The sequence below is a fragment of the Cytobacillus sp. EB106-05-05-XG126 genome, from assembly GCF_058791715.1.
Genome location: NZ_JBYTDU010000001.1, coordinates 1681123 through 1695537, shown reverse-complemented (window position 1 = coordinate 1695537; position 14415 = coordinate 1681123). Strand labels below are relative to the sequence as shown.

Sequence of the window (14415 nt, the reverse complement as noted above, 5' to 3'; positions counted from 1 at the left end):
AATGAAAAGGCAAAAATACATTTTTATATTGCTGGTAATATTTGTTCTTGCAGCGTGCCAGAAAGATATTCCTGAGCCCGAAACAAAAGCGGAAGCCAATTTTACGGTGAATGCAGTTAAAGCAGAACAGCTATTGCAAGTTTCGGGTATGGAAAGTTCTGCCGTGGATCCATTTTTTGTAAGACATCAAACAAAAGGAAAAGATGTCTTTGTTGAATGTATTGTGCAGGATGTGTCCTTTAGAAAGCAGAGCAGCAAAGAAAAAGGAAAAATTATCCTGTATATTAACGGAAAGAAGAAGGATGAAATCCATTCAGCTGCTTTTATTATCAAAGGGCTTCCTTCAGGAAAACATCGAATCGGACTGGAACTTGTTAAAGGCAACAGTGCTGAAGCCTCTTTAAAAAAAGATTTTCTTGTGGTGATCCCTTAGTCTACTTGCTTTAGCTTTAAACCGTTTCATGATAAAATAAGAAACGGAGGTGGGCTATTTTGCTTGCTACATTAGAAAGAATGGCTATTTTGGACAAAGCTGACGAACTTGCAGCGATGATTATAGAATCTGAGGAAGCGGAACATTACCGCAAAAGTTTATATAAATTAAAGAACAGCCGGGAAACTCAAAGGAAGATACAGGATTTTATCAAAATGAAAGAACTGTATGAAGAAGTTCAGCGATTTGGCAAATATCATCCAGAGTATAAGAGGGTGATGATGTCTATTAGAGAGCTGAAGCGCGACATGGACATGGATATCCATGTGGCGGAATTCAGAAGAGCAGAGACCGGCCTGCAAACCCTCTTGGATGAGGTAAGCATGCTGATAGGACGTTCTGTATCCGAACACATTAAAGTCCCCACCGGCAATCCTTTCTTTGAATCAAGCTGCGGAGGAGGCTGCGGTTCTGGAGGCAGCTGTGGCTGTTCTTAGACAAAAGTAAGTACTCTGTTCCGAGGCATCGTTTATAAAACCAGCTAATGCTGGTTTTTTCTTTTTAAATAAATTATGCAGTTTGAACCTTCCCATTGAAAACAGTTATTTTTCTATGCTAGACTAAATAAAACAAACGATCACTGAAGGGGAAAACTATATGCTTGGTCAAAGGCAAGGTATAATCGTATGGCTTTATTCTTTAAAGCAGGCAAAAATGTTAAGAAGATTTGGAAATGTTCATTATGTTTCAAAACGGCTCAAATATGTAGTGCTATACTGTGATCTTGCAGATACGGAAACAATTATGGAGAAGATAAATTCATATTCTTTTGTTAAAAAAGTTGAACCATCCTATAAGCCGTTCCTTAAAACGGAATTTGAAAATTCCAAACCGGACAAGGCTAAAGAATATGATTATAAGATGGGAATATAAAAAGGCGTGAGCAAAAGCTCATGCCTTTTTTTTCTCATCTATTGCAAAGGTGCAATAAAATGATTAAGCCTTAGAATTCCAATCAAATATTGATAATATAATTCCTTTTCATTAAAAATAGCAGAAGGCTTTACTGTCAGCTGAATAATTTCTTTATTCATTTCTTTCGCAGCGTCCTCGAATAAATCATACCTTTTATTTGGCACTGACTTTGGATTCGGAATCCCTTCACGGCAAATATATAACGGCTGAAATTCTCCCGGGTCTGTCGGCTTCAATATGACTGCCAGGGATGTCATTTCTCTATTATTGATGCTCGTATGGAAAGCGGCCATGTGGGACAATCGATGCTTGTTCGCCCGCGCAATTTCAATTAATTCATAAATATCTGAGTATCCCTCGCCAATTTCTATAAAACGCTGTATCAAAATTAGAACCTCCTTAAAACTCATAGCATTCACTTATTAAATGATTTTTGTCCATCCATACTTTATCATTTTCAGCATAAAAATAGAATGGAAAAAAATCATAAAATTAATAAAAATTAATGTGACTGATGACCTTCCCTTTGGTATTGTTAGGTTAAAAGAAAAATGACTAAGAGGGCATAGCAATGTGGAAGGCATCTTTATTTATTTTTTTAATTTTGTCTGGAATTATTTCAGGTATGGTGCTGTGGCAGTGGCAGGCTTATTCTGAGCATGCGATTGCCAAGAAGAGTTCCCGGGCGATTACACAGGAAATCATAGTTGAAACGCATCCGAAAGAGCTAAAAATCACTCAAAAGTTAAACGGACTTGTTGCCCGAAAAGGATATAGGCTTGATATCCCTGACACCCTATTTAAATGGAATTGCAAAACTGGAACCGGAAAAGCCTGTGATTCAGCAGACGAAAGTCATTATACATTTTTTTCTGCTGATGATCAGATGATATTTGAGTATACTGTACCGATAAATGAAAAGAAGAAAGCATTCTTGTTAACGGATTGGTTTGTTAAAATTCCCGGAATAAAGGCTGAAGGCTTGTCCATATCAATTTCGGATTCTTTCAAAAGAGAGGGGTCCTGGGCTGCGGGAATCAAGCTAAAAGCCCAAAAGAAATTAGATCATATCGATTATTATTATTTCGAGGGCTATGGAAATGTTCCATCACTTTACTGGCAAGCGGAACCGCTTTTGAAGACAGCTATAAACAACACAGATGCATACACAGCAGGTATTCGGGCAGCCAGCTTGGATTTTAAAAAACTGAATGACATCGGGAATGTTCCATTTATGTCGATTATCCTTACCGATCGCTATCCTGAATATATGGATGAAAATATCCTGATTGCACCTCCACACATTAAAGTTGGCGAGCTGGAAAAAAAGCTTATAGCTTTGCAGTTTCAGAGAAAATTTGCAGATGGCTATCCTGATTGGATTATTGATGCATTCGCAGCAGGATTATTGGATTTAAAACCCGGCTCAACGAAAGGAAGAATAGCCCTGCAGGAATTGCAGGGAGAGTTGACCGAAGATGAACTAAAAAATTATCTTATTAATGTATTCCAGGCGGATTCTCTGGATGCAGAAAAGCTGGACAAGCTTTTAGGCAATGCTAAAGGTCTTCACACGCAATTTTTCACGATGAATATCAATAACGAAGCACCGCTTGCCCCGCTGTATTTTCAGGAAGAAAAAAACTTATGGGTATCTGGTGCTGAGAAGGCGAGCATAAATTTAGTATATAGGGATGGGAAGATCTTTCTGCCATTTACAGCCGCGATGCAGGCATTAGGATATGAAGTCAAGGTCCTTTCCGGTGAGGAAACGCTGCTTGTGTCAAAAGGGAAGAACAGTTATCGGTTTTATTTGAATAAAAATGTTTTTATCTATAATGAAGAAGATTATGGATTGCTTATGAATCCATTAACCAGGCAAAACGGAACTGTATGGATGGAAATCCAATGGTTTAAAGCACTTTTCGGAGTGACTGCTGAAGAAAGAGAAGTCGGGATTCACCTGACTCCCTAACAGTACCTTAATAAATACAAAATAAAAAGCCCTGCAGTTAACTGCAGGGTCCTTCTATATCCTTTTCAGGATAGAAGGCAAAGGGAGAGGAGAAACCGGAGGAAGAACTTATGGGGAAACGTAAGTCTTCTCCGCGGTTGGCAACAACATCCTTGAATAGATGCTGTTAATTACATTATTTCCACAATCCTCATGGATATACACATCCTGCTATATTTTTTTCCAGCGGATGATTTCGCTTACAAATTGCCGGTTGGCTACAAATTGTAAGATATGGTAGGATAGGATAGAAAAAAACAGTTTTCCATTTCGACAGTGTGGAAAATTGAAATATTGCAGGTTAGTGGTGATCGTATGCGAGTGGTATCGGGAACTAGAAAAGGAAAGATATTAAAAGCTGTTCCGGGCAGCTCAACCCGTCCGACTACTGATAAAGTAAAAGAAGCTATTTTTAATATAATTGGGCCTTATTTTGACGGTGGCCAAGGGCTTGATTTATTTGCAGGCAGCGGCGGCCTTGGCATTGAAGCTCTGAGCAGAGGAGCAGAGAAGGTCATTTTTGTGGATAGGGACGGAAAGGCCATTCAGACCATCCATGAAAATATTCGGAATTGCGATTTTGAAGAAAAGGCGGAAATATATCGAAATGATGCGGATCGTGCACTCAAGGCAATTTTAAAAAGAGATCTGGCTTTTGATTATATATTTCTCGATCCGCCATACCGAAAGCAGCAGCTGCTTAAGCTTCTCAATGTAATTGATGAGAATAATCTGCTTTCGGATCAGGGAACGATTCTATGCGAACATGGATCAGATGTGGAGCTCCCTGAAACTGTTGGAAGACTAGTTCAGCAGAAACATGAAAATTATGGGATAATTTCAATCTCTATTTACAGCTGGGCTGAATAATACATACTGGGAAAGCTAATGGAAAATATACATAATAAGAACATGACAGGGGGATAACAATGGGAGGCATCGCGGTTTGTCCAGGCAGCTTCGATCCAATTACTTACGGCCATCTGGATATTATTAAAAGAGCGGCAAAGGTATTCGAACAGGTTTATGTAGTTGTATTAAATAATTCTTCAAAAAACCCTCTTTTTAGTGTTGAAGAAAGAATTCAGCTGATAGAGGAAGTTACAAAGGATCTTAAGAATGTTAAAGTCGATTCATTTCAGGGGCTGCTGATGGATTATGCAAAATCGGTAAATGCAAATGCTGTTATTCGAGGCCTTCGCGCAGTTTCTGATTTTGAATATGAAATGCAGATCACATCCATGAACAGAGTCTTAAATGATGAAGTGGAAACCTTTTTTATTATGACTAACAATCAATATTCGTTTTTAAGCTCAAGTATTGTGAAAGAAGTGGCAAAATACAACGGGGACATATCAGAACTAGTTCCTGACATTGTTGAAAAAGCTCTAAAAAACAAGTTTCAATAATTAATCAGCGGAGATGTCTTACCTGCTGATTGTATGGGGTTTAACAAAACGGGTGCCTGATAGGTACCCGTTTTGCTGTTACTTCCTATCCAAACGCCTGGCGAGCATTAATGTATAAACTGAAAGTGCGAGTATAGTAATAATCGGTCCGGATGAGACGAATCCATCCATTAATTTACCGAGAAACGAGTATTTCTCAAAAAAGCCGACTGGAATGGCATTGGATGGCTGCTCTGTATTGTAATAGCGTTCATAAATTGGCTGCCAAAGAATGAATGCATAAAATGCAGCTGCAAAGCCATGAACAATTCTTGCGAAGAAGAAAGGCTTGAAGTTAATATCAGTTTGTGCCAGGATGCTCGCCACCTGAGCCTGTACGCTGAATCCGCTGAAAGCGAGTATGAAACTGACAATGATGACCTGGTGCATTAATGTTGCCTGCTGAACCTGGCTTGTCATCTGGCTGCCAAGTGTTATTTCAAACAAACCTGAGATGAATGGGATGCTTAATTCTGCTGGCAGGCTGAATATTGACAATACGGCTTCTAAACCTTTAGCAAGGAATGCCGTGATTCCAATGTGAAATAGGAGCTTGTTAATAACAGAGAATAAAATGATAAATCCGCCGATCATCAGAAGTGTCTGGATGGAAGACATGACTGCATCACCAAGAAGCTTGCCTATCGGACGATTATCTTTTATTCTTGTCCGATGAAGAGCTGATAAGGCAGCCCTTAAAGATGGTTTTGACGTCCTTGCACCATGGGAAGGCTGCTTGGGCTTCTTTCCATAGAACCTCATTAATAAACCGACGGTTATATTACCCAGATAATGTGCCAAAGCCAATATCACACCAAGCTTGGCATTATTAAAAAAACCAACCGAAACGGCACCGAATATAAACAAAGGATTTGAACAATTAGTAAAGGAAACCAGGCGCTCTGCTTCTGTTTTTGAGAGCTGTCCCTCCTGCCGCAATCTTGCGGTCAGTTTTGCCCCGGCCGGATAGCCTGAAGCCATACCCATTGCCCAGACAAACCCGCCAACTCCAGGTACTCGGAAAAGAGGCCTCATCAAAGGTTCAAGAAGTACTCCAATGAATTTCACTACACCAAAGCCGATCAGCATTTCTGATACTATGAAGAAAGGCAGCAATGAAGGGAAGACGATTTCCCACCACATATCTAATCCCCTGATGGATGCATCAACCGATTCCTGGGGAAATGAAATTAATGAGATGGCCATTAAGGTTACAGAGAGTGCAAGAGTAACCGTTTTTAATTTGGAACGAAACACGGACAAGCCTCCCTCAAGTTGAACTGACTGTGAAATGAATTTAAACAATGGTAAAATAAAGAATCATTTGCATCTATTTTTTTCCGGCCTTTTCATTTATTTTTTCTGAATCCGGAACAAAGGTATACTGCTATAAAGTCTGTGCTGTCAAGTCTTGTCCCCATATAACTCAATATACTCATAGAACTTTAAAATAGACCATAGAATTAGGTACAGGCATATGTGAATTTTCAGCTGAAAATTTTTATTGTATGCTTCTTTTGGAAATAAAAAGAATAGAATAAGCATAAGTTCGAATCAGCCATTGGCTAATAGGGGGGGAGTCTTTTGCAGCGTCCGAAAATAGGTTTGGCACTTGGTTCGGGAGGAGCTCGGGGATTCGCCCACCTGGGTGCAATCAAGGTCTTCAAGGAGGCCGGCATACCGATTGATTATATTGCCGGCAGCAGCATGGGTGCCATGGTAGGCTGCTTTTATGGGGCGGGGCTGGATGTTGATCGTTTATATAAGCTTTCCAAAGCATTTAAAAGGAAGTATTATTTAGATTTTACAGTTCCTAAAATGGGTTTTGTGGCAGGGAAACGAGTAAAGGAACTGATCCGTATATTTACTCATGGAAAAAACCTCGAGGACCTCGATATTCCTGTTAATGTTGTGGCCACAGATTTAATGACTGGTGAAAAAATTGTTTTTAAAAGCGGGCCCATTTCTGATGCTGTTAGGGCAAGCATATCCATCCCGGGTATATTTGTGCCTGAAAAATTAAATGGCCGTCTTCTAGTGGACGGAGGAGTAGTGGACAGGGTTCCTGTGTCAGTTGTTAAGGAAATGGGAGCTGATATCGTCATCGCTATCGATGTTTCACATGTAAAAACAAATGCGGAAATCACCTCAATCTATGACGTAATCATGCAAAGTCTGGATATCATGCAGATGGAGCTTGTCAGTCACCGGGAAATTGCTTCTGATTTTATGATTAAACCCAGGGTGGAAATGTATAGCTCCCGCGCATTTACAAACATTGAAGAAATCATCAAAATTGGTGAAGAAGAAGCAAAAAAGCATATTGACAGTATTTATCATTACATAACTAAATGGAAGGAGCATCCTGATTCATGAGAAGCAAATTTTATACCCGTTCCTTCTTGATTTTGGCAGTTATCCTTGTGGCCAGTTCGTTTTATTATCTGCCTTATTACGTATCAAAGCCGGGTATGGCAAAAGAACTCGAACCGATTATTGAGGTGGAAAACGGCTATGAAGAACAAGGAAGCTTCATGCTGACTACTGTAAGAATGGGCCGGGCGAATATATATGCATATATGGCTGCCAAATTCAGCAAGTATCAGGAATTGTATCCTGTGGAAGAAATACGGGCCGAAAATGAAACAGATGAAGAGTATAATGTAAGGCAGCTTCATATGATGGCAACTTCCAAACTGGCTGCTATTGAAACTGCCTATAAAAAAGCCGGCCTGCCCATTCAGTATCTTTATAATGGCGTATATGTCCTTAATGTGCTGCCTGATATGCCCGCTGACGGCAAACTTCAGGCAGGTGACCGCATCTTTAAAGTGGACGGCAGGGAGTTCAAATCCTCAGATGAATTTATCAGCGCTGTCTCCAATAAGCAGGAGGGCAGTGAAATAACACTAACTTTTGAACGGCAGGATAAAACGATGGAAACCTCGATTCCTTTAATAACACTTGAAGAAACAGGAAAACCTGGCGTGGGGATCACTCTCGTTGACGACAAAGAAATAGAGGTCGAACCGGCTGTAAATATTGACAGTGAAGAAATTGGCGGCCCTTCTGCCGGACTGATGTTTTCTCTTGAAATTTACAATCAGCTAATAAAAGAAGATTTGACGGGAGGCTATAAAATAGCCGGTACCGGAACAATCAATTCCGAAGGGACAGTCGGGAGAATAGGCGGGATCGAGCAAAAAATAGTAGCAGCAGACAAAGCAGGAGCAGAAATTTTCCTTGCGCCTAATGAAAATGGTGCAGAAGACTCCAATTACAAAGCAGCTGCTGCAACAGCAAGGGATATTAAGACCGATATGAAAATCGTTCCGGTGGATACTTTTGATGATGCAGTGGAATATTTAAGAAACCTGGATTAAAAAAACTTGCAGCCGGCAGCAAAAAGCCAGCGGCAATCGAGAGATGCCGCTGGCTTTTCTTTTTTATCTTCAGCTATTCGTCTTGAAAAGAGAAGGCACATCAGAATTTAGTCAGCCATAATGGGAGGCTGGTTAAATTCCTGCTGCATAAGATTTCGTTCCTCAGGAGCATTTATGCCCATTGCATATACCCGTGAGGCTTTGATATCCAAATGCAGCTGCTGTGCAGCGTGTGATGAAATTCTTGATATCAGCGGAAGCTTTAAGTCAGACTTATACTTGTTTAAATACTTCCTGCCATTCTTGGACATCCCCAAAAGACGAAGATATTCGGCTTTTAATGGTTTATTGGGCATCTCTGTTTTTTCTGTATTCGTAAGGATATGTACACAAGCCCGTTGCAGCCTTGTCCATGTGTACCTCTTTGTTTTGATCTTTTCCATGAATTGCTGAAAGCTTTCTGCCTGAATTGCTGCTGATAAAAACCTATGCTCCAGGCCTTCTTCCATTTCATAAATGCATCTTAACTGTTTCGGCTTTAGATGAATCAGGCGGAATTTTAAAAATGGCCAGTATTGTTCCCATTGATTAAATGCACCAAACTCTTTTTTATATTGAAGTAAACCCTGATATGTAGTTTCCGGAACATATTGGCGAATGCCTTCGATTTCTCCTTTCCCGGTAAAAAGTGCTTTTCTTATGCTTGTCGCACTTGCTATAGATTCAGAAGAAAATTGTTCGTCATGATATCCTGCGCTTTTTCTTGCAACTGTAAACAGCTGCATAGATGAATTGATCCTGCGGGCTGAATTTAAATATTGAAACCCAAGAATGTTATTCGGTTTTGAAAGGTCAACCAATTCATCTTCTGGGTTCAAATCAAGGAATGCCGAGGATGCTGCTTTTGGATAGCTGACTCCTGCATCAAGGTGTACTCTGACCTTTTCCTGGTAGGCAACATGATGTTTTCCGAGAAATGACAGCGTTTGGTGAAAGCTTTCCATATTGCCGGATTCACTCCCGAAGCATAAGCTGCTGCAGCCGGCTGCTTCGAGTATGGATACTGCTCCGCTTGCGAAAATATCTGCCTGCTGAACAGCAAACTGGTAGGGAAGTTCAAATACAATATCTGCACCCGCTTTTAGTGCCATTTCTGCCCGTTTCCATTTTGAAACTAACGCTGGTTCTCCTCGCTGCAGAAAGTTGCCGCTCATGACCGCAATAATGGTTTCTGCACCTGAAATATTTTTGGCCTGCTCCAAATGGAAGGCATGGCCATTATGAAAAGGATTATATTCTACAATTACACCTGTTGCTTTCATATTGACATACTCCTCGAAAAGGTTTAAAAAGATATGTATTGGAAAAAGTATTAAAAGAAAAGCGGGAGCGCCTTGCACAGTAGACAAAGTCTCTAAATCCCGCAAAAAAACTTTTACTAAAGAAGCCTTCAATAGTATGATATTAGCTACATTATAGTGTAAAGAAAAAATATTGACAAATAATTATAGGAAGGCTATAATTACCTTTGTTGCCTTGGGGTGATTCGTATGAAATGGACTTTAAGTCAGTTACAAAAATATCGAAGCAAGGACTTTCCCATTGATGAAACTGTCAATGCTGATGAGGTCATGAAATTGAATCCGGAAATACGCGGTGCATCACCAATGCATGTGACTGGCCGTGCGGATATCGATTCTGCCAAAGTGACCTTTCATTTAACTATAAAGGGTCATTTAATACTGCCTTGTTCTCGTACTTTAGTTGACGTAAATTATCCAATTAATGTTGAAACAACTGAAACTTTCCTCTTAAAAGGTCCCGATTATGAGACTGAAGAGGAAGTTCACCAGGTAAAAGGGGATGTGATTGATTTAAATCCGATCCTTCATGAGATCCTTTTACTCGAAGTCCCAATGCAAGTTTTCTGCGAAGACAGCAGTGAAGAGGGAGCTCCGCAATCCGGTAAGGATTGGGAGGTCATTCATGAGCAGGATAAACAGGATAAAGTAGATCCTCGTCTTGCCGGACTTGCTCAATTTTTTGATCAGAATGATCCTTCTTCCGATTCATAACGGAAGAAAAACAAGAAGCACTTGAAGACACCAGCTTGCTCTGGCCTTCATAACTTTCTTAATGGGTTTGTCCAATTCCTATGGACATCCTCTAATACTCTTTAAGGAGGTGGGAAGAATGGCTGTACCTTTTAGAAGAACATCTAAAACTGCGAAGAGAAAACGTCGTACCCATTTTAAATTACAGGTTCCTGGTATGGTGGAATGCCCAAACTGTGGTGAAATGAAACTTGCTCACCGCGTTTGCAAAGCTTGCGGAACTTACAAAGGAAAAGAAGTAGTTAACGACTAATCCTTTAGATACAAAGCACAAGAACTTAGTTCTTGTGCTTTTGTCGTTTTAAAGCATCGATATAATCATTATAAGTACAAGCCTGTCTATTTTTTTGCTAATATTAAAAATAGTTTAATCAAAATTTAAGGGGGCACCCATGAAACCTTACATAATTGAAGAATATGAGAATGGACTGTTAATTTTCAGGATTAACAGGCCTGAAAAAAGAAATGCCATAAACTATGAGGTTATGGATGGTCTGGAGACCGCAATTCATATGGCTGGTAAGCAATCAGTTAAGGTGCTTGCGATTACGGGTGAGGGAGACCAGGCTTTTTGCTCAGGAGGGGATCTATCTTCCTTTCACAGTTTAAAGACAGAAAATGAAGCCTTTGGAATGCTAAGCAGAATGGCTGCTCTTTTAAAAAAATTGCTATTCTTGCGTAAACCAACTATTGCCATATTGAATGGAACAGCTGTCGGCGGAGGCTGTGAGCTGGCTGCTGCATGTGATTACCGAATTGCTAAAGCGGGAATAAAAGCAGGTTTCATTCAGGGAACTTTAGCCATTACAACCGGCTGGGGCGGCGGTTCCATTATTATGGAAAAGATGCTTCCTGCCAATGCGATGAGAATGCTGATGGAAGGAAAATTATATACTGAAGGGGAATTAAAAGAATTAGGTTTCGTACATTCAGTCTTTCAAGGGGATTCAACCGATGGGTGTCTGAGTTTTCTGGAAAGAATGCTCAGACTTGAGAGTGCGGTATTGGAAGCTTATAAAGATCTTCTTGTAAATAAGTGGGCGAATGCAGGCTTAGAAGAGAGAATTGACCAGGAAGTGCGCCGCTGTTCGGTTTTATGGGAAGGAGAAGCACACCATGCCAAAGTTGACAGCTTCCTGAATAAGCCATAAGCGTATTCTTTGCGGGGATGAATAAAGTTACATTTTATAATATGATATCAGTCTATCTTTTCTAGCATTGGCATATGTATAAAGAAAAACACTAGGAGGGATACACTGATGTCTTCAACCCGTCAGGATGCTTGGTCTCAAGATGAAGATTTGCTTCTTGCAGAAGTTGTGCTCCGTCATATACGTGAAGGAGGAACTCAGCTTCAGGCATTTGAAGAAGTTGGCAAACAGTTAAGCAGAACCGCGGCTGCCTGCGGATTTCGCTGGAATTCTTATGTAAGAAAACAATATAAATCAGGTATTGAATTGGCAAAAAAGCAGAGAAAAGAAATGAAGAAAAACCCGCAGGCTGCTGGAAGTGAACAAGATCTTCATGCAGTTCCTGAGGAAAAGGCGGAAAAAAGCGAAAACACAGTTCAGGCAATTAATAGGAAAATCGAGTTTAATGAATTAGTGGGCTTTCTAAAAGCCTTATATGAGAATGCTCAGAAACCTGCACCTGCAGAAGATCCCTGTGCTTTGAAACGCATTCAGGAGCTGGAGAAGCAAATGTACTATCTGGCTGCGGAAAATGAGAAATTAATTAATGAGTTGAATACGCTGGAACAGGATTACAAAGCACTGGTAGAGATTATGGAAAGTGCAAGAAAGCTTGTTGGGCATAAGGACGTCAGCCGCCACAAAAACTTGAATTTTACTGTAAATCCCGAAATAAAGCCTGAAAAGGTTGAGAAATAGATGCTTGTAAATGCATAAAAATAAGCGGACAGAAATTTGTCCGCTTATTTTTATGCATTTATAGTAGAAGACAGCTGCTTAATGAGTTTGTTCTTTAACACCAGCAGGGAACCAGGCAAGCGGGTTCTCTCCCAGGTCGCGTTCCATATCATAATGAACGGGTTCAAATCCCATCTTTTCCCAAAAGGCCTTTGATTTCACACGCGGATTTGTTTTAATAGGAAGTCCAAATCCTTTTGCAAATTCTACAAGTGATTGCCCATAGCCTTTGTTTTGATAGTCAGGCAAAACCTCAAGCTTCCATAGCTCTAAATAATCCTGTGCAGGTTCGAAATAGCGGTCGAATCTTGCTTCGATCTGGTAAAGGCTCATGCGTGCAACAAGCTTATCCCCAAAATAAATACCATAAAATGGAGACTCACTGTCGTTTTCGATAATATTAGCTTCAAGGTCTTCAAGCATGGAAAGCTCCTGCAATCCATATTCTTTAAATTTCTTAAACTCTTCCAGAGTTTTATAATTTACCTTTAATTTTTCAACCTTATAGTTCATAAAATCTCCCCCTTAGCCATCGGTGTGTAGGACATCTGCGGATGTAAACGCTTTATAATACCTTCCTTAAAGTTGAAAGGTTTCTTCTTTGTCTATTATTATATAACAAGTAAACAAAAAATTCTGCACATATGGAAAACTTAATATATTTTTAGTTTTTTTATAAAAATCAGAAAGCGTTTACAAAAATAGCAGGAAATAAGCAGAAGATTGTAGAAATATATATTATTGCAGGATTAATACAAGTAGAAAGGGGCCAGATTGTGCGAAAAATTCTGATTGCCAACAGGGGAGAAATTGCTTTAAGAATCATAAAAACCTGCCGTGAAATGGAAATTGAAACTATTGCCATATATTCTGATGCAGATAAAGACCTGCCATTTGTTAAAGAAGCTACATATGCTTTCCATATCGGTGAACCGCCTGTCAGTAAATCTTATTTAAAAACAGATGCCATTCTAGAGATTGCCAAAAGGGAAAAGGCAGATGGAATTCATCCGGGATATGGTTTTTTGTCCGAAAACGCCGGCTTTGCAAGAGCCGTAATTGATGCAGGGATTGCTTTTATTGGACCGGATCCGGAAACGATTGAATTGATGGGGGATAAAATTGTATCCCGCAAAACAATGAAGGAAGCAGGAGTGCCGGTTGTCCCCGGTAGCGGAGAGGGAACCTCCACCCTCGAGGAAGCATGCAGGCTTGCTGATGATATGGGTTACCCAGTCATGCTGAAGGCAAGTAGTGGGGGCGGGGGAATTGGTATGGTGCGCTGTGAAAATGAGCAAGCGCTCGCTAAGTCCTTTGCCTCAACCAAGGCCCGTGCTAAAGCTTATTTTGGTTCTGATGAGGTTTTTGTAGAAAAGTATATAGAGAATGCCAGACATGTTGAAATACAGGTGTTTGGTGATCATCATGGGAATATCGTCCACTTATTTGAAAGGGATTGCTCTATACAGAGGAGACATCAGAAGGTAGTGGAGGAGTCACCATCTCCTTTCCTTTCAGAGCAAACAAAGCAAAAGATGTTTGATACAGCTTTGACTGCTGCCAGAGCAGTCAATTATAAGAATGCCGGTACTATTGAGTTCATTGTAGATGAACAGGAGAATTTTTATTTTCTTGAAATGAATACAAGACTTCAAGTTGAGCATCCCGTAACTGAACAAGTAACCGGACTTGATCTTGTCGAATGGCAGCTCCTTGCAGCAAGAGGGGAAAAGCTTCCACTTGAACAGAACAGTATAGAGCAGCAGGGCCATTCGATTGAATTTAGACTGTATGCAGAGGATCCTGTAAGCTTCATGCCTTCTCCTGGAAAATTGTCAAAATTTGAATGGGCAGATACTCCGGGAATACGAGTAGATTACGGATATGCTTCAAATACGGCAGTCAGCCCATTTTATGATCCTATGATCGCAAAATGCATTATCTATGGCCAATCAAGGGATGAAGCAATCAAAAATGCACTGCAATTCTTTGATGGACTGAAAATTGAAGGTATTAAAACGAATGGCCCATTATTTAAGGAAATTTTAAAAGATGAAGATTTCCGTAATGGAAATTATTCTACATCCTATCTAACCCAGAAGGCTTTTGCCGTTAACTAA

At 40.1% G+C, this 14415-nt stretch carries 17 protein-coding genes; 13 read left to right on the top strand and 4 right to left on the bottom strand.

Annotated elements, in window-relative coordinates; translation table 11 throughout:
- Position 1: 1 nt before the first annotated feature.
- The 3 genes from AC3WTL_RS08360 to AC3WTL_RS08350 all read left to right on the top strand — a co-directional run bounded on the left by AC3WTL_RS08360 (position 2) and on the right by AC3WTL_RS08350 (position 1366).
- Positions 2 to 433, top strand: a complete 432-nt coding sequence (locus AC3WTL_RS08360) for a hypothetical protein (protein ID WP_226619998.1) — start codon at positions 2 to 4, stop codon at positions 431 to 433.
- A 59-nt stretch (positions 434 to 492) separates the two neighbouring features.
- A complete protein-coding gene (locus AC3WTL_RS08355; RefSeq protein ID WP_163143047.1) occupies positions 493 to 930 on the top strand; it encodes a YlbF/YmcA family competence regulator in 438 nt (145 codons plus the stop codon).
- Positions 931 to 1090: 160 nt separating this feature from the next.
- On the top strand, positions 1091 to 1366 hold the full coding sequence (locus AC3WTL_RS08350) for a YlbG family protein (protein WP_009330926.1): 276 nt from the start codon (positions 1091 to 1093) through the stop codon (positions 1364 to 1366).
- A 38-nt stretch (positions 1367 to 1404) separates the two neighbouring features.
- Here the strand turns inward: AC3WTL_RS08350 and AC3WTL_RS08345 are convergent, their stop codons facing one another.
- Positions 1405 to 1794, bottom strand: a complete 390-nt coding sequence (locus AC3WTL_RS08345) for a DUF7147 family protein (RefSeq protein WP_226619997.1) — start codon at positions 1792 to 1794, stop codon at positions 1405 to 1407.
- A 185-nt stretch (positions 1795 to 1979) separates the two neighbouring features.
- Between AC3WTL_RS08345 and AC3WTL_RS08340 the strand changes: the two genes are divergently transcribed.
- The 3 genes from AC3WTL_RS08340 (at position 1980) to coaD (ending at position 4831) form a co-directional block, all read left to right on the top strand.
- Positions 1980 to 3383 (top strand): stalk domain-containing protein, encoded by a 1404-nt coding sequence (locus AC3WTL_RS08340; RefSeq protein ID WP_492369279.1) that lies wholly within the window; start codon positions 1980 to 1982, stop codon positions 3381 to 3383.
- Positions 3384 to 3737: 354 nt separating this feature from the next.
- On the top strand, positions 3738 to 4292 hold the full coding sequence (gene rsmD, locus AC3WTL_RS08335; RefSeq protein WP_163143053.1) for a 16S rRNA (guanine(966)-N(2))-methyltransferase RsmD: 555 nt from the start codon (positions 3738 to 3740) through the stop codon (positions 4290 to 4292).
- Between the two features lie 59 nt (positions 4293 to 4351).
- The gene (gene coaD / locus AC3WTL_RS08330) at positions 4352 to 4831 is read left to right on the top strand and encodes a pantetheine-phosphate adenylyltransferase (protein ID WP_048011382.1); all 480 of its coding nucleotides are present in this window, start codon (positions 4352 to 4354) and stop codon (positions 4829 to 4831) included.
- 78 nt (positions 4832 to 4909) lie between these two features.
- Here coaD and ylbJ read toward each other — a convergent pair whose 3' ends face one another.
- The gene (gene ylbJ, locus AC3WTL_RS08325) at positions 4910 to 6127 is read right to left on the bottom strand and encodes a sporulation integral membrane protein YlbJ (protein ID WP_048011381.1); all 1218 of its coding nucleotides are present in this window, start codon (positions 6125 to 6127) and stop codon (positions 4910 to 4912) included.
- 327 nt (positions 6128 to 6454) lie between these two features.
- Here ylbJ and AC3WTL_RS08320 point away from each other — a divergent pair, with 327 nt between their 5' ends.
- Together AC3WTL_RS08320 and AC3WTL_RS08315 are read left to right on the top strand one after the other, a co-directional pair.
- Entirely contained in the window at positions 6455 to 7246 is a 792-nt protein-coding gene (locus tag AC3WTL_RS08320; RefSeq protein WP_197247938.1) for a patatin-like phospholipase family protein, read from the top strand.
- Complete coding sequence (locus tag AC3WTL_RS08315; protein WP_163143059.1) at positions 7243 to 8253, top strand: SepM family pheromone-processing serine protease; 1011 nt, start codon at positions 7243 to 7245, stop codon at positions 8251 to 8253. Before AC3WTL_RS08320 ends, AC3WTL_RS08315 begins: the two co-directional genes overlap by 4 nt.
- A 107-nt stretch (positions 8254 to 8360) precedes the next feature.
- On the opposite strand, the gene AC3WTL_RS08310 is transcribed toward AC3WTL_RS08315, so the two are convergent.
- Positions 8361 to 9575 carry a nucleotidyltransferase gene (locus AC3WTL_RS08310; RefSeq protein ID WP_248346865.1) on the bottom strand — a complete coding sequence of 405 codons (1215 nt, stop codon included), beginning with the start codon at positions 9573 to 9575 and terminating at the stop codon, positions 8361 to 8363.
- Positions 9576 to 9803: 228 nt separating this feature from the next.
- On the opposite strand from AC3WTL_RS08310, the gene AC3WTL_RS08305 reads away from it, so the two are divergent.
- From AC3WTL_RS08305 to AC3WTL_RS08290, 4 genes are all read left to right on the top strand, one after another.
- Entirely contained in the window at positions 9804 to 10328 is a 525-nt protein-coding gene (locus AC3WTL_RS08305; protein WP_048011377.1) for a YceD family protein, read from the top strand.
- 118 nt (positions 10329 to 10446) lie between these two features.
- Complete coding sequence (gene rpmF, locus AC3WTL_RS08300) at positions 10447 to 10620, top strand: 50S ribosomal protein L32 (RefSeq protein WP_009791160.1); 174 nt, start codon at positions 10447 to 10449, stop codon at positions 10618 to 10620.
- Positions 10621 to 10759: 139 nt separating this feature from the next.
- Positions 10760 to 11518 carry an enoyl-CoA hydratase/isomerase family protein gene (locus AC3WTL_RS08295; RefSeq protein ID WP_248346867.1) on the top strand — a complete coding sequence of 253 codons (759 nt, stop codon included), beginning with the start codon at positions 10760 to 10762 and terminating at the stop codon, positions 11516 to 11518.
- Positions 11519 to 11626: 108 nt separating this feature from the next.
- Positions 11627 to 12256, top strand: coding sequence for an RsfA family transcriptional regulator (locus AC3WTL_RS08290; RefSeq protein ID WP_197214799.1), 630 nt, complete (start codon positions 11627 to 11629; stop codon positions 12254 to 12256).
- A gap of 78 nt (positions 12257 to 12334) precedes the next feature.
- Here the strand turns inward: AC3WTL_RS08290 and AC3WTL_RS08285 are convergent, their stop codons facing one another.
- Positions 12335 to 12808, bottom strand: a complete 474-nt coding sequence (locus tag AC3WTL_RS08285; protein ID WP_035328746.1) for an N-acetyltransferase — start codon at positions 12806 to 12808, stop codon at positions 12335 to 12337.
- A 263-nt stretch (positions 12809 to 13071) separates the two neighbouring features.
- Between AC3WTL_RS08285 and AC3WTL_RS08280 the strand changes: the two genes are divergently transcribed.
- Positions 13072 to 14415 (top strand): acetyl-CoA carboxylase biotin carboxylase subunit, encoded by a 1344-nt coding sequence (locus AC3WTL_RS08280; protein ID WP_222497091.1) that lies wholly within the window; start codon positions 13072 to 13074, stop codon positions 14413 to 14415.

Coding starts and splice junctions, on each gene's coding strand:
- rsmD (WP_163143053.1), top strand. CDS start 3,738: ATGCGAGTGGTATCGGGAACTAGAAAAGGAAAGATATTAAAAGCTGTT.
- AC3WTL_RS08295 (WP_248346867.1), top strand. CDS start 10,760: ATGAAACCTTACATAATTGAAGAATATGAGAATGGACTGTTAATTTTC.
- AC3WTL_RS08290 (WP_197214799.1), top strand. CDS start 11,627: ATGTCTTCAACCCGTCAGGATGCTTGGTCTCAAGATGAAGATTTGCTT.
- coaD (WP_048011382.1), top strand. CDS start 4,352: ATGGGAGGCATCGCGGTTTGTCCAGGCAGCTTCGATCCAATTACTTAC.
- AC3WTL_RS08360 (WP_226619998.1), top strand. CDS start 2: ATGAAAAGGCAAAAATACATTTTTATATTGCTGGTAATATTTGTTCTT.
- AC3WTL_RS08315 (WP_163143059.1), top strand. CDS start 7,243: ATGAGAAGCAAATTTTATACCCGTTCCTTCTTGATTTTGGCAGTTATC.
- AC3WTL_RS08285 (WP_035328746.1), bottom strand. CDS start 12,808: ATGAACTATAAGGTTGAAAAATTAAAGGTAAATTATAAAACTCTGGAA.
- AC3WTL_RS08310 (WP_248346865.1), bottom strand. CDS start 9,575: ATGAAAGCAACAGGTGTAATTGTAGAATATAATCCTTTTCATAATGGC.
- AC3WTL_RS08340 (WP_492369279.1), top strand. CDS start 1,980: ATGTGGAAGGCATCTTTATTTATTTTTTTAATTTTGTCTGGAATTATT.
- rpmF (WP_009791160.1), top strand. CDS start 10,447: ATGGCTGTACCTTTTAGAAGAACATCTAAAACTGCGAAGAGAAAACGT.
- AC3WTL_RS08305 (WP_048011377.1), top strand. CDS start 9,804: ATGAAATGGACTTTAAGTCAGTTACAAAAATATCGAAGCAAGGACTTT.
- AC3WTL_RS08350 (WP_009330926.1), top strand. CDS start 1,091: ATGCTTGGTCAAAGGCAAGGTATAATCGTATGGCTTTATTCTTTAAAG.